This is a genomic window from Streptomyces sp. AN091965, from assembly GCF_022698285.1.
Taxonomy (GTDB): Bacteria; Actinomycetota; Actinomycetes; order Streptomycetales; family Streptomycetaceae; genus Streptomyces.
This window is the reverse complement of the sequence record NZ_JALDMY010000001.1, coordinates 5,563,712-5,577,108: the sequence shown is the minus strand read 5'-3', so window position 1 is coordinate 5,577,108 and position 13,397 is coordinate 5,563,712. Positions and strand designations below refer to the sequence as shown.

At 72.6% G+C, this 13,397-nt stretch carries 11 protein-coding genes; 3 read left to right on the top strand and 8 right to left on the bottom strand.

Going from position 1 to position 13,397, the window contains the following annotated elements:
• Position 1: 1 nt before the first annotated feature.
• The 7 genes from MQV74_RS23655 to MQV74_RS23625 form a co-directional block, all read right to left on the bottom strand.
• Complete coding sequence (locus MQV74_RS23655) at positions 2–964, bottom strand: zinc-binding dehydrogenase (protein WP_242720693.1); 963 nt, start codon at positions 962–964, stop codon at positions 2–4.
• Between the two features lie 92 nt (positions 965–1,056).
• Positions 1,057–2,046, bottom strand: a complete 990-nt coding sequence (gene hemB, locus MQV74_RS23650; protein WP_242720691.1) for a porphobilinogen synthase — start codon at positions 2,044–2,046, stop codon at positions 1,057–1,059.
• Between the two features lie 140 nt (positions 2,047–2,186).
• Complete coding sequence (locus MQV74_RS23645; protein ID WP_242720689.1) at positions 2,187–3,857, bottom strand: uroporphyrinogen-III synthase; 1,671 nt, start codon at positions 3,855–3,857, stop codon at positions 2,187–2,189.
• The gene (hemC, locus tag MQV74_RS23640; RefSeq protein WP_242720687.1) at positions 3,854–4,813 is read right to left on the bottom strand and encodes a hydroxymethylbilane synthase; all 960 of its coding nucleotides are present in this window, start codon (positions 4,811–4,813) and stop codon (positions 3,854–3,856) included. The genes MQV74_RS23645 and hemC overlap by 4 nt, the downstream gene beginning before the upstream one ends.
• Positions 4,810–6,501 carry a glutamyl-tRNA reductase gene (locus MQV74_RS23635; RefSeq protein ID WP_242720685.1) on the bottom strand — a complete coding sequence of 564 codons (1,692 nt, stop codon included), beginning with the start codon at positions 6,499–6,501 and terminating at the stop codon, positions 4,810–4,812. The genes hemC and MQV74_RS23635 overlap by 4 nt, the downstream gene beginning before the upstream one ends.
• Positions 6,498–7,253, bottom strand: a complete 756-nt coding sequence (locus MQV74_RS23630) for a redox-sensing transcriptional repressor Rex (protein WP_030687529.1) — start codon at positions 7,251–7,253, stop codon at positions 6,498–6,500. The genes MQV74_RS23635 and MQV74_RS23630 overlap by 4 nt, the downstream gene beginning before the upstream one ends.
• A 456-nt stretch (positions 7,254–7,709) precedes the next feature.
• Positions 7,710–8,009 (bottom strand): glutaredoxin family protein, encoded by a 300-nt coding sequence (locus tag MQV74_RS23625; protein WP_242720683.1) that lies wholly within the window; start codon positions 8,007–8,009, stop codon positions 7,710–7,712.
• A 130-nt stretch (positions 8,010–8,139) separates the two neighbouring features.
• Between MQV74_RS23625 and MQV74_RS23620 the strand changes: the two genes are divergently transcribed.
• From MQV74_RS23620 to MQV74_RS23610, 3 genes are all read left to right on the top strand, one after another.
• On the top strand, positions 8,140–9,078 hold the full coding sequence (locus MQV74_RS23620; protein ID WP_242720681.1) for an HAD family hydrolase: 939 nt from the start codon (positions 8,140–8,142) through the stop codon (positions 9,076–9,078).
• A 696-nt stretch (positions 9,079–9,774) separates the two neighbouring features.
• Entirely contained in the window at positions 9,775–10,545 is a 771-nt protein-coding gene (locus MQV74_RS23615) for an ECF subfamily RNA polymerase sigma factor, BldN family (RefSeq protein ID WP_138961157.1), read from the top strand.
• Between the two features lie 346 nt (positions 10,546–10,891).
• Positions 10,892–12,124: a DUF5667 domain-containing protein gene (locus MQV74_RS23610; protein WP_242720679.1), complete on the top strand. Its 1,233-nt coding sequence runs from the start codon at positions 10,892–10,894 to the stop codon at positions 12,122–12,124.
• Positions 12,125–12,213: 89 nt separating this feature from the next.
• On the opposite strand, the gene MQV74_RS23605 is transcribed toward MQV74_RS23610, so the two are convergent.
• Positions 12,214–13,386 carry a lysophospholipid acyltransferase family protein gene (locus MQV74_RS23605; RefSeq protein WP_242720677.1) on the bottom strand — a complete coding sequence of 391 codons (1,173 nt, stop codon included), beginning with the start codon at positions 13,384–13,386 and terminating at the stop codon, positions 12,214–12,216.
• Between the last annotated feature and the right edge of the window lie 11 nt (positions 13,387–13,397).

Below are 13,397 nucleotides of genomic sequence, written 5' to 3'. Positions count from 1 at the left end.
CTCAGGGTACGAGGACGACCTTGCCGGTGGTCTCCCGGCGTTCCAGGGCGGCGTGCACTTCGGCCGCGTGGGACAGCGGGAAGGACTGCACGGCGGGCACGAGTTCGCCGCGCGCGCCCGCGTCCAGGGCGCGGCGCTCGTAGCCGGGCCGGTCCTCGGGCCGGGCCAGGAGGTCGAGCAGCGCGTCGACGTAGGCGACCCGGTCGGACGCGGGGGTGAAGGCGACCTGCGAGGCGGCCCCGATGGATACGAACCGGCCGCCGTCACCGATGAGTTCGAAGGCGGTGGCGGCCAGGGCGCCGCCCACCCCGTCCAGGACGACGGTGACCGGCCGGTCGGCGCCGAGCAGGTGGCGGACGGTGTCGTCCCAGCCGTCCTCGCGGTAGTCGACGGCTTCGGCGCCGAGCTTGCGCACGGCCTCGGCCTTGGCGGGTCCGCCCGCCGCGCCGACCACGGTGGCGCCCACGGCGAGCGCGTGCTGGACGACGAGGCGGCCGACGCCCCCGGCCGCGGAGGTCACGAGGACCACGTCGTCAGCGGTGATCCGGGCGATGTCGAGCAGCCCCACGGCGGTGGCGCCGGTGACGACCATGGCGACGGCATCCTGGAACCCGAGCCCCTGAGGCAGGGGGTAGACCTGTTCCACCCCGGCGACGGCCAGCTCGGCGTAGCCGCCGGGTGCCCCGAAGGCGGTCACGACGGCCCGCCCGAGCCAGGAGGCGTCGACCCCGGGGCCGACCGCGTCGACGACCCCGGCGACCTCGCCGCCGAGGATCGCGGGCAGCTCGGGCAGCGGAGGCGCCAGGTCGCTGGCGGCTCCCGCCCGCATCACGGTTTCGATGAAGTGGACCCCGGCCGCCCGTACGGCGATCCGGACCTGGCCGGGCCCCGGCTCGGGGTCCGGCACGGTCTCGTAGCGAAGGTTCTCCGCGGATCCGAATTCGCGCAGTACGACGGCGTGCATCTGTGGTCCTCCCGGGCGGGTGACGAACGACCTGACGCACACCACTCTGAAACGTCAACATAAGTTGAGGTCAAGCGCGGCCGGGAGACGGCTCAGAGCTGGCGGGCCACCTCGGTCGCCCAGTAGGTGAGGATCAGATTGGCCCCGGCCCGCCTGATCCCGGTGAGCGACTCCATGATCGCCTTGTCCCGGTCGATCCACCCGCGCTCGGCGGCGGCCTCGATCATCGCGTACTCACCGGAGATCTGGTACGCGGCCACGGGCACGTCCACGCGCTCCGCGACCTTGGCGAGGACGTCGAGGTAGGGCCCGGCAGGCTTCACCATCACCATGTCGGCGCCCTCCTCCAGGTCGAGCGCCAGCTCCCGCAGGGACTCGCGGAGGTTGGCCGGATCCTGCTGGTAGGTCTTGCGGTCGCCCTTCAGCGAGGAGCCCACGGCCTCCCGGAAGGGGCCGTAGAACGCGGACGAGTACTTGGCGGTGTAGGCGAGGACCGCCACGTCCTCGTGGCCGGTCTGGTCGAGGGCGTCCCGGATGACGCCGACCTGACCGTCCATCATGCCGCTCGGCCCGACCACGTGCGCGCCCGCGTCGGCCTGCACCTGCGCCATCTCGGCGTACCGCTCCAGGGTGGCGTCGTTGTCCACGCGGCCCTCGCTGTCGAGGACTCCGCAGTGCCCGTGATCCGTCGTCTCGTCCAGACACAGGTCGGACATCACGATGAGGTCGTCGCCGACCTCGGCCCGCACGTCGCGGATCGCGACCTGGAGGATGCCCTCCGGATCGGTGCCCGGCGTGCCCAGGGCGTCCTTCTTGGACTCCTCCGGCACGCCGAACAGCATGATCCCGGAGACCCCCGCCTCCAGCGCCTCGACGGCGGCCTTCTTCAGGGTGTCCCGCGTGTGCTGGACGACACCCGGCATCGCGTCGATCGCCACGGGCTCGTCGATGCCCTCCCGCACGAAGGCGGGCAGGATCAGATCGGCCGGGTGCAGCCGCGTCTCGGCGACCATCCGCCGCATCGCGGGGGTGGTGCGCAGCCGCCGGGGCCGCGAGCCGGGAAACGAACCGTAGGTGCTCACTCTTGACTCCCTTCCGGCGGGCTGACCCAGCCCGTCCGGCGTCTCAGGACGAGGCCGAAGGCCGATGAACGGAGGTCCCGGAGGGCAGCGCCCTCCGGTCCGGGAAGGGGCGGGCCCGGGGCACGCCCCGCGAAGGCACCTTACGGCGCCGCGGCCCGCCGCCTCCGCGCTCCTGGCCGACGCTCGCTGGGCCTGGTCACCGGGTCCCCCGCCGCCAGCGCGGCCGTGCGGCGACGCGCGCCGAACTCCGCGAGCGCGGCGGCCAGCTGGTGCACGGACGGCTCGGGAGCCATCACGTCCACGCGCAGGCCGTGCTCCTCCGCGGTCTTCGCCGTGGCGGGCCCGATGCAGGCGATGACGGTCACGTTGTGCGGCTTGCCGGCGATGCCGACCAGGTTGCGCACCGTGCTGCTCGACGTGAAGAGCACGGCGTCGAAGCCGCCGCCCTTGATGGCCTCACGGGTCTCCGCGGGCGGCGGCGAGGCCCGCACGGTCCGGTAGGCGGTGACGTCGTCGACCTCCCACCCGAGGTCGATGAGCCCGGCGACCAGCGTCTCCGTGGCGATGTCCGCCCGGGGCAGGAACACCCGGTCGATCGGGTCGAAGACGGGGTCGTAGGGCGGCCAGTCCTCCAGGAGGCCCGCGGCGGACTGCTCGCCGCTCGGCACCAGGTCCGGCTTCACGCCGAAGGCGACCAGCGCGGCCGCCGTCTGCTCGCCCACGGCCGCGACCTTGATGCCCGCGAAGGCACGGGCGTCGAGCCCGTACTCCTCGAACTTCTCGCGCACCGCCTTGACGGCGTTCACCGAGGTGAAGGCGATCCACTCGTAGCGCCCGGTCACGAGCCCCTTGACGGCCCGCTCCATCTGCTGGGGCGTGCGCGGCGGCTCGACGGCGATCGTCGGCACCTCGTGCGGCACCGCGCCGTACGAACGCAGCTGGTCGGAGAGCGACGCCGCCTGCTCCTTCGTGCGCGGCACGAGCACTCGCCACCCGAAGAGCGGCTTCGACTCGAACCACGACAGCTGGTCGCGCTGGGCGGCGGCGGAACGCTCGCCGACCACGGCTATGACGGGCCGGCCGCCGTCGGGCGACGGGAGGACCTTCGCCTGCTTGAAGACCTGCGCGACGGTGCCGAGCGTCGCGGTCCAGGTGCGCTGGCGCGTCGTCGTACCGGCGACGGTCACCGTGATCGGCGTGTCGGGCTTGCGCCCGGCGGCCACCAGCTCACCGGCGGCCGCGGCCACCGAGTCCAGGGCCGTCGAGACCACCACGGTCCCGTCCGAGGCGCCGACCTCGCTCCAGCAGCGGTCGGACGCGGTGCGCGCGTCGACGAAGCGCACGTCGGTGCCCTGCGCGTCCCGCAGCGGCACCCCCGCGTAGGCGGGCACGCCCACCGCGGCCGCGATGCCCGGCACCACCTCGAAGGGGATGCCCTCGGCGGCGCAGGCGAGCATCTCGTCCGCGGCGTCCGTGTCCAGGCCGGGATCGCCGGTCACCGCACGCACGACCCGCCTGCCGCCCCGCGCCGCCTCCATGACAAGATTGGCCGCAGCCCGATCCGGTACAGCCGTCGGCGCCTGAGCGCCCTCTGACGTGCCGTCAGCGTCCTGCTGCAGGGGTGTGTCCACACCCCCTCGGGCGTGCACACGTACGACATCGAGAACATCCGGCTCGGCGATCAGCACATCCGCTCGGGCCAGCGCCTCGACGGCGCGCAGAGTCAGCAGTCCCGGATCTCCGGGTCCGGCACCGAGAAAGGTGACGTGCCCGTGTGCGGGAAGGCCGGGAAGGTTCGAGGTGGGGCTCAAAGTGCTCGCTCCCCCATCAGACCGGCCGCGCCCTTGGCGAGCATCTCGGCGGCGAGTTCCCGCCCGAGCGCCATCGCCTGGTCTTCCGTCTCGGGCACGGGACCGGTGGTGGTCAGCTGCACCAGCGACGAGCCGTCGGTGGCACCGACGACGCCGCGCAGGCGCATTTCCTTGACAACCTGTCCGTCGGCCAGCAGGTCGGCCAGCGCCCCCACGGGTGCGCTGCAGCCGGCCTCCAGGGCGGCGAGCAGGGATCGCTCGGCGGTCACGGCGGCCCGGGTGTACGGGTCGTCGAGCTCGGCGAGCGTGGCGACGAGGGCCGCGTTGGACGCGGCACACTCGATCGCCAGTGCCCCCTGGCCGGGGGCGGGCAGAACCATGTCGACCGACAGGAAGTCGGTCACCTCGTCGAGCCTGCCGACGCGGCTGAGTCCGGCGGCGGCGAGGACGACGGCGTCGAGCCGCCCGTCGTGCACGTATCCGATCCGGGAGTCGACATTGCCGCGGATCGGCACGGTCTCGATGGTCAGACCGTGAGCGCGGGCGTACGCGTTGAGCTGCGCCATGCGGCGCGGCGAGCCGGTGCCCACCCGGGCTCCGTCGGGCAGCTGCGCGAAGGTCAGGCCGTCGCGCGCGATCAGCACGTCCCGCGGGTCCTCGCGCACCGGAAGCGCGGCGAGCGTGAACTCCTCGGGCTGCGCGGTCGGCAGGTCCTTCAGGGAGTGCACGGCGAAGTCGACCTCGCCGTCGCGCAGCGCGTCGCGCAGCGCGGTCGCGAACACACCGGTGCCGCCGATCTGCGCGAGGTGCTCGCGCGAGGTGTCGCCGTACGTGGTGATCTCGACCAGCTCGACGGGACGCCCCGTCAGCTGCCTGACCTCCTCGGCCACCTGGCCGGACTGGGCCATCGCCAGCTTGCTGCGCCTGGTCCCGAGCCTGAGGGCCCTCTCGGTCATGCCCGGCCTCGCTTCGGGTCGTCGTTCTGGTGGTGCTGGTCCTGCTGGCCCGCCTGCGCGCCGGGGGCGTCCCGCAGGTGGTCGGCCCGGGAGACGGCCGCGACCGTCTCCGGGTCCAGGTCGAAGAGGGTGCGGAGCGCGTCCGCGTACCCGGCGCCGCCGGGCTCGCTGGCCAGCTGCTTCACCCGCACCGTCGGCGCGTGCAGCAGCTTGTCCACGACGCGGCGCACGGTCTGCGTGATCTCGGCCCGCTCCTTGTCGCCGAGCCCCGGGAGGCGGCCGTCGAGCCGGGCGATCTCGCCGCTGACGACGTCGGCGGCCATGGTGCGCAGCGCGACCACGGTGGGCGTGATGTGCGCGGCCCGCTGGGCGGCGCCGAACGCGGCCACCTCGTCGGACACGATCGTGCGCACGGCGTCCACGTCGGCGGCCATCGGCGCGTCGGCGGAGGCCTCCGCGAGCGACTCGATGTCGACGAGCCGGACGCCCTCGACGCGGTGCACGGCCGCGTCGATGTCACGCGGCATGGCCAGGTCGAGCAGGGCGAGCGCGACGGCACGGGCCGGGGCGGCGACATGAGCGCGGGCCACGGCCGTGGCGGTCCGCGCCGCGGCGCCACCGCCGACGGAGGGGCTGTTGTCGACGAGCGCGCCGTGCTGCTCGTACGCGTGGGCGTCGCCGATGTGCGGTCCGGCGTCGGGGCCGCCGGTGCCTTCGGTGCCGTCGCCGGGCGTGACGAGGCAGGTGTCGTCCGCGCAGGCCCGGTCCGCGTCACCGGCGGCGGGGGTGCCCGCCTGGCCGGGAAGCGTCACCGCGGGCGCGCCCGTGCGGCCGGAGACCGCCGCCGCGACATCGGCGCCCGAGAGTACGAGGCCCGTCGCGCCGGTACAGGACACGGCCACGTCGGCACGTGTCAGCTCGGCCGCCACCGCGTCCATCCGGACCGCCCGGGCCCGCACGCCGGTGCCGCCCTCGGCCAGGCTGTTCGCGTTTCGCTCTTCGAGCAGGTGGGCGAGCCGCTCGGCCCGCTCCAGGGTGCGGTTGGCGATCACGATCTCGTCGACGCCGGAGCGCGCGAGGGTCGCCGCCGCGAGGGACGACATGGAGCCCGCGCCGATCACCAGGGCGCGCTTGCCCTTGGCCCACGCCTCCACCGGCTCGCGCCCGGCGAGCTGCTCCAGGCCGAAGGTCACCAGGGACTGCCCGGCCCGGTCGATGCCGGTCTCGGAGTGCGCCCGCTTGCCGACGCGCAGCGCCTGCTGGAAGAGGTCGTTGAGCAGCCGCCCCGCGGTGTGCAGGTCCTGCGCCCGCGCCAGGGCGTCCTTGATCTGGCCGAGGATCTGTCCCTCGCCCACGACCATCGAGTCGAGGCCGCACGCCACCGAGAACAGGTGGTGCACCGCCCGGTCCTCGTAGTGCACGTACAGATAAGGGGTGAGCTCTTCCAGGCCCACGCCGCTGTGCCGGGCGAGCAGCGTCGACAGCTCGGCCACGCCCGCGTGGAACTTGTCCACGTCCGCGTACAGCTCGATGCGGTTGCAGGTGGCGAGCACGGCGGCCTCGGCCGCGGGCTCGGCGGCCACCGTGTCGTGCAGCAGCTTGGACTGCGCGTCGACGGTGAGCGCGGCCCGCTCCAGGACGCTCACCGGAGCGCTCCGGTGGCTGAGGCCAACGACGAGGAGACTCATGCCGGCATCACCGCGGGGACGTCCCCGTCGGGTCCCTTCCGGTGCTCCTGGGAGGCGGCGGGCGCGGCGGCGCCGTCGCCCGCCCCTTCCTCGCCGGCCTTGCGCTGCTCGTGGAAGGCGAGGATCTGCAGCTCGATGGAGAGGTCGACCTTGCGCACGTCGACGCCGTCCGGGACGGTCAGGACGGTCGGCGCGAAGTTCAGGATGGAGGTGACACCGGCGGCGACGAGACGGTCGCAGACCTGCTGGGCGGCGCCCGCGGGGGTCGCGATCACGCCGATCGAGACACCGTTGTCCGTGATGATCTTCTCGAGGTCGTCGGTGTGCTGCACCGGCATGCCCGCGACGGGCTTGCCCGCCATCGCCGGGTCGGCGTCGATGAGGGCGGCCACGCGGAACCCGCGCGAGGCGAACCCGCCGTAATTGGCCAGGGCGGCGCCGAGGTTACCGATGCCGACGATGACAACCGGCCAGTCCTGGGTCAGGCCGAGCTCACGGGAGATCTGGTAGACGAGGTACTCGACGTCGTAGCCGACGCCCCGCGTTCCGTACGAGCCGAGGTACGAGAAGTCCTTGCGCAGCTTCGCGGAGTTGACCCCCGCGGCGGCCGCGAGCTCCTCGGAGGAGACCGTGGGCACGGAGCGCTCCGACAGTGCGGTCAGCGCCCTCAGGTACAGCGGAAGCCTGGCGACGGTGGCCTCGGGGATCCCTCGGCTACGGGTCGCCGGTCGGTGAGTTCGGCCAGTTGCCACGGTGCTCCTGCGGGTAGAGCGGGGCTGCGGGCGGCCCCATGTCCCCAGACCGCCCCGTCGAATGCAGGCTATGTCTTTGTGAACGCGTGCACAAAGATGGTGTCCGATTTGCCCGCCCAACGTGACCGGGGTCACGCGCCCCTGGCGCACTTTCGTGGAACCGGCGCACGGCCAGGAACGACACTCACCTGACGGGGGCAAAGCCGCACACACTCCTCATGATCATCGCCCCCGAGACCTCACAAACCGCACCCGATGCTAAACGACTTTCCGGACAGCTCCGGACGTCATAACCAGCCATCGGTACACCGGAGCCTCCTCACACCCGTGCTATGCGATCACCCCTGGCGACGCACGCCCGGCGACGCCCCCCGTCCGTCATGACCTCCGCCCGCCATGACCTCCGCCCGTCATCGCCTCCGCCCGCCATGGCCTCCGCCCGCCGTCGCGCCCCCGCTACTCCGTCAGCGCCCGCCGCAGCCGCCCGGCGTCGACCTTCCAGAAGGTGTGCTGCTCCCCGTCCACGAGCACCACCGGAATCTGCTCCCAGTACTCCCGGTGCAACGCCTCGTCCTCGGTGATGTCCTTCTTCTCCCAGGCGACGCCGAGCTCACCGCACACCTGCGCGACGACAGCCTCGGCGTCCTCGCACAGATGGCACCCGGGCTTGCCGACCAGCGTCACCAGCCGGTCCCCGGGTGCCTTCGCGGCGCTCTTGGCCGCCTGCTTCGCCGTCCTACGAAAAATCGGGCTCATGCATCCAGCTTCCTACGCGCTCCCGCACGCCGGGCGAACCTCGCGCTGTGACCAGCACGACACAGCGAGTTGACGGGTTCGCATCCTCACATTCACGGGACAACCGAACAGAGTGGCTATGCTCGACGGCATGGCCGCTCTCGGTTGGCTCCATCCCCGTAGGCGCTCCGCCACCGCGCGCAGCGTCCTGGCAGGCGAGGCCTCGGCGGAGGCCGCCCGCAAGTCCTCGCAGGAGCTGGAGGACCTCGCGCGGACCCCGGCGCCCGACGAGGCCGAGGGCCCCGAGTTCCCGGTGGCCGGCGACGACAAGGCCGCCGCCTTCTTCGACCTCGACAACACCGTGCTGCAGGGCGCCGCGCTCTTCTACTTCGGCCGCGGCCTGTACCAGCGCAAATTCTTCCAGCGCCGCGAGCTCACCCGGTTCGTCTGGCAGCAGGCCTGGTTCCGGCTCGCGGGCGAGGACCCCGAGCACCTCCAGGACGCCCGCGAGAGCGCCCTGTCCATCGTCAAGGGCCACCGCGTCGCCGAGCTGATCTCCATCGGCGAGGCCGTGTACGACGACTATCTGGCCGACCGCATCTGGGCCGGCACCCGCGCCCTCGCCCAGGCCCACCTCGACGCGGGCCAGAAGGTCTGGCTGGTCACCGCGGCGCCGGTGGAGATGGCCACGATCATCGCCCGCCGCCTCGGCCTGACCGGCGCCCTCGGCACGGTCGCCGAGTCCGTGAACGGCGTCTATACGGGCAAGCTCGTCGGCGAGCCCCTGCACGGCCCCGCCAAGGCCGAGGCGGTGCGCGCCCTGGCCGCCGCCGAGGGCCTCGACCTGGCCCGCTGCGCCGCCTACAGCGACTCCCACAACGACATCCCGATGCTCTCCCTCGTCGGCCACCCCTACGCGATCAACCCCGACGCCAAGCTGCGCAAGCACGCCCGCGCCCGCGACTGGCGACTGCGGGACTATCGCACGGGGCGGAAGGCCGCGAAGGTCGGCATCCCGGCCGCCGCCGGGGTCGGAGCGCTGGCGGGGGCTGCTGCTGCGGCGGTGGCGCTGCACCGTCGCCGCCACTGAGCCCTCGGGGCGCGTGAGCCGTTCCTCGGCGCTGCGCGCCTCGTCCTCCGGCGCCGGACGGGCTCCCCCTTCGCGCTGCGCGCTCGTCCTCAAACGCCGGACGGGCTTCCCTGTGGCACTGATCGCCTCACCCTCGGGTGCCAGACCGGCTTCCCTGTCGCGCTGCGCGCTCGTCCTCAAACGCCGGACCGGCTTCCCTGTGGCACTGATCGCCTCACCCTCCGGCGCCGGACCGGCTCCTCTGTCGCTGCGCGCTCGTCCTCAAACGCCGGACGGGCTTCCCTGTGGCGCCGGACCGGACTTTCTTTCGCGCTGCGCGCGCCCTCTGGCGCGTCGCTCGATCGTGTGTGCGGGGCGGTTGGTCGCCACGTACCGTCACCTGTGCGAAAACGGCGGTAATCGTTCTCTCTTACCCTTCGGGCCTCCCGCCAGTCCCGTTCGTTCAACTCGGCCACAACACGCCCCCCGCTCAGCCGGAATGCGCGCTGTTTCGATCAACAAGCGTTCAATAACCGGTACTTGTCCGACCGCTGATCGGTAAGAGAAGCGACGTAATCGATGATTTGAGCAACTGGGTGTAGCGCTGCCTGTACGAAGCGTTATTCTCCTCAGACGCATGACAGGACCTTGCACGTCGCTACGACGGGTGAACGGTCCCGCACTGCACGTGATGGAAGCTCTGCCTCTGGGAGTCCCGTGTACCCACACGTCGGGGTTGACGCCTCGGGCCTGGCTACGCTGCGCGCAACGGTCCTCGACCGCCTGCGCGGCTTCGTCCCCACCGCGTACGCCGTCCCCGCCTTCGCCGTCCCGGCACCCGCCGGGCCGTGCTACGCCTTGGCGGACGGCGGTGCCGCGGTCAGCAGACGGTCGCGCTCCGGCGCCGCCACCACCACCCGCCGCCCCGCCGCGGACAGTGACAGCGCCCGCATGATGGACCTCGTCGAACGCGCCCAGGCGGGCGAGGCCGACGCGTTCGGCCGCCTCTACGACCAGTACAGCGACACGGTCTACCGCTACATCTACTACCGCGTCGGCGGCAAGGCGACCGCGGAGGACCTCACCAGTGAGACCTTTCTGCGCGCCCTGCGCCGCATCGGCACCTTCACCTGGCAGGGCCGCGACTTCGGCGCCTGGCTGGTCACGATCGCCCGCAACCTCGTCGCGGACCACTTCAAGTCGAGCCGGTTCCGCCTCGAAGTGACCACCGGCGAAATGCTCGACGCCAACGAGGTCGAGCGCAGCCCCGAGGACTCCGTCCTCGAATCCCTGTCGAACGCCGCGCTCCTGGACGCGGTCCGCCGCCTCAACCCGCAGCAGCAGGAGTGCGTGACCCTGCGCTTCCTCCAGGGCCTCTCCGTCGCCGAGACCGCGCGCGTGATGGGCAAGAACGAAGGCGCGATCAAGACCCTCCAGTACCGAGCGGTCCGTACGCTCGCCCGGCTCCTCCCGGACGACGCCCGCTGACCGGCCGCACCCCGGCCGCGACGCGGTCACCCAGCGGCCACCGACCCGGCCGAGCCCTCGCCCCGACACCCTCGGCGACGGCCAACTCACCGTCCGTGGCGGCCAGATGGCCGTCGCGGCGCCTCCCCATTCTCTGGCGGTCCGATCATCCGCCGTCCGTAACCCAAGTGCCGCGACGCTCGTTGTGCGGGATGCAGGCTCCCTGTGGTCGCATCCTGACCTCCCCCGAGCTCCGAAAGAGCAGGGGGACGCTCCATTCGCTCACCCGATCGTGTGGAAGCGCTCAGGACCTGCAACCCTCAGGACCCCTGGGGAGTCGACGTCATGACGAGAGGAGGTGCCGCCAGTGATCGCGAACGTATCGGCCCACCGGCGGGCGAACGCCTTCGCCCAGGCCCTGGAGGAGCACTCCGGCCAGGACCCGGCGGCCGAGCAGCCCGAAGAACCCGCCGACCCCACGGTCGCCCGCACCGACACCGCGGCCCCCGGACCGGCCGAGCGCGACCGCCTGCTGGCGCTCGCCGACGGCCTGGCCCAGCTCCCGAGGCCGGAGCTGGATCCCGAGGTCAAGGTGGTGCAGCGGGCCCAGCTCGTGGCGGCCATGGAAGCCATGCTCGCGGAAGGCACCACCGGCGATACCGCCTCCGTGCCGCGCCAGCGCTCCCGCAAGGGCGCCCACCGCGCGCTGCGGAAGCTCAAGCCGCGCTCCCGCCTGTCCAAAGGCATCGCCGCCGGCGGACTCACCGTGGGCGTGGCCGCCGGAGCCTTCGGCGGCATCGCCGCCGCGAGCAACGACGCGCTGCCGGGCGACTCGCTCTACGGCCTCAAGCGCGGCATGGAAGACCTCAAGCTCGGCATGGCCGACAGCGACACCGACCGCGGGCAGATCTACCTCGACCAGGCCTCCACCAGGCTCAGCGAGGCCCGCCGCCTGATGGAGCGCACCCGCGCGGGCGAACTCGACCACGAGTCCCTCGGCGAGGTCCGCCGCGCCCTCTCCGGCATGCGCCACGACGCCTCCGAGGGCCACCGCCTGCTCCGTCAGGCCTACGAGCGCGACGGCTCCCTCGGCCCCATCCAGGCGCTCTCCTCCTTCGCCAAGGCCCACAGCGCCAGCTGGCGCGACCTGCGCGCCAAGCTCCCCGTCCAGCTCGGTGACGTGGGCGAAGAGGTCACCTCGGTCTTCGACGCCATGGAGCAGCAAGTCGACCCGCTGCGCTCCCTGCTCCCCAGCTCCCCCGGAAAGCACCGCGCACCGGACGACCGCCCCCGCCAGGAAGCCCCCGACACGCCCCGCGGGGACCGCCCCTCCCCGCACGCCTCGGACGACTCCCAGCCCCACCGCGCCCCGGGCAGGCCCCAGGCCCCCGCTCCCTCCCACAAGGAGAGCGACGGCCTCCTCCCCGGAGTCACGGACGGGCTGATCGAGCCCCCCAAGCCCCACACCCCGCCGCCCTCGCACAACACCTCGGAAAAGCCCCACAGCAGCCTCACGCCCGCGAAGCCGGAAGTGACGCTCCCGCCCCTCATCCCCGGCCTCCTCCCGGAACTGGGAATCGAGGACGAGGAACAGAAGTAGCGCTCAACGCCTCCGCCCACTCGTTCCCGAAAAATCAGGGGCGAGTGGGCGGAGGCGTCTGCATCGGAAGCCGGGAGCGACAGCCCCACTCAGAAGAAAACCGACCTCCGCTGCACCAGCAACTTGTACAGCGTGTGCTGAATCTGCTCCCGCACCTGATCCGTGAGGTTGAACATCAGCATCGGATCCTCGGCGGCCTCCGGCGGATACCCGTCCGTGGGAATCGGCTCCCCGAACTGAATGGTCCACTTCGTGGGCAACGGCACCATTCCCAAAGGCCCCAGCCAAGGAAACGTAGGAGTCAGCGGAAAGTAGGGAATGCCCAACACCCGGGCCACCGTCTTCGCGTTGCCCACCATCGGGTAGATCTCCTCCGCCCCCACGATGGAGCACGGCACGATCGGCGACCCGGTCCGCAGCGCCGTGGACACGAAGCCGCCCCGCCCGAACCGCTGCAACTTGTACCGCTCCCCGAAGGGCTTCCCGATGCCCTTGAACCCCTCGGGCATCACCCCGACGAGCTCCCCCCGCTCCAGGAGCGCCCCCGCGTCCTCCGCACAGGCCAGCGTGTGCCCGGCCTTGCGCGCCAGCTCGTTCACCACCGGCAGCATGAACACCAAGTCGGCCGCGAGCAGCCGCAGATGCCGCTGCTGCGGATGGTGATCGTGCACGGCGACCTGCATCATCAGGCCGTCCCACGGCAGCGTCCCCGAGTGGTTGGCGACGATCAGGGCCCCACCGTCACTCGGCACGTTCTCGATGCCCTTGACCTCGACCCTGAAGTACTTGTCGTAGACCGGCCTGAGCAGCGACATCAGCACCTGGTCGGTGAGCTCCGCGTCGTACCCGAACTCGTCGACCTCGTAGTCCCCCGTGAGCCGCCGCCGCAGGAAGGCCAGGCCGCCGGCGATCCGCCGGTCCCAGCCGCCCCCGCCGCCACCGCGCGGCTCGGGCACGCGGGGCGCCACCGCCTCCTGCTCCTCGGCGGAGGCGGTCCCGGCGCGGGAGACCCCGGCGCGGGCCCGGCCGTCCCGCTGCGGCCGCCGCCCCGACGGCTCGGGGGAAGCCCCGCCCGCGGCCCCCGGCTCCGTCTCCCCCACCGCCGGAACGTCACCGTCCCCTCCGGTCGGCACCGCCTTGACCTCGCGCACCTTCGCCGCGTCGCCCTTGCGGCGCGACACGGTGGTCCGGCGGCGCGGCGGCCGCTGGCCGGCCCCACGCGACCGGTCGTCGTCGAACGGAATGACCTTGGCGTCCGCCATCGTTGACGATC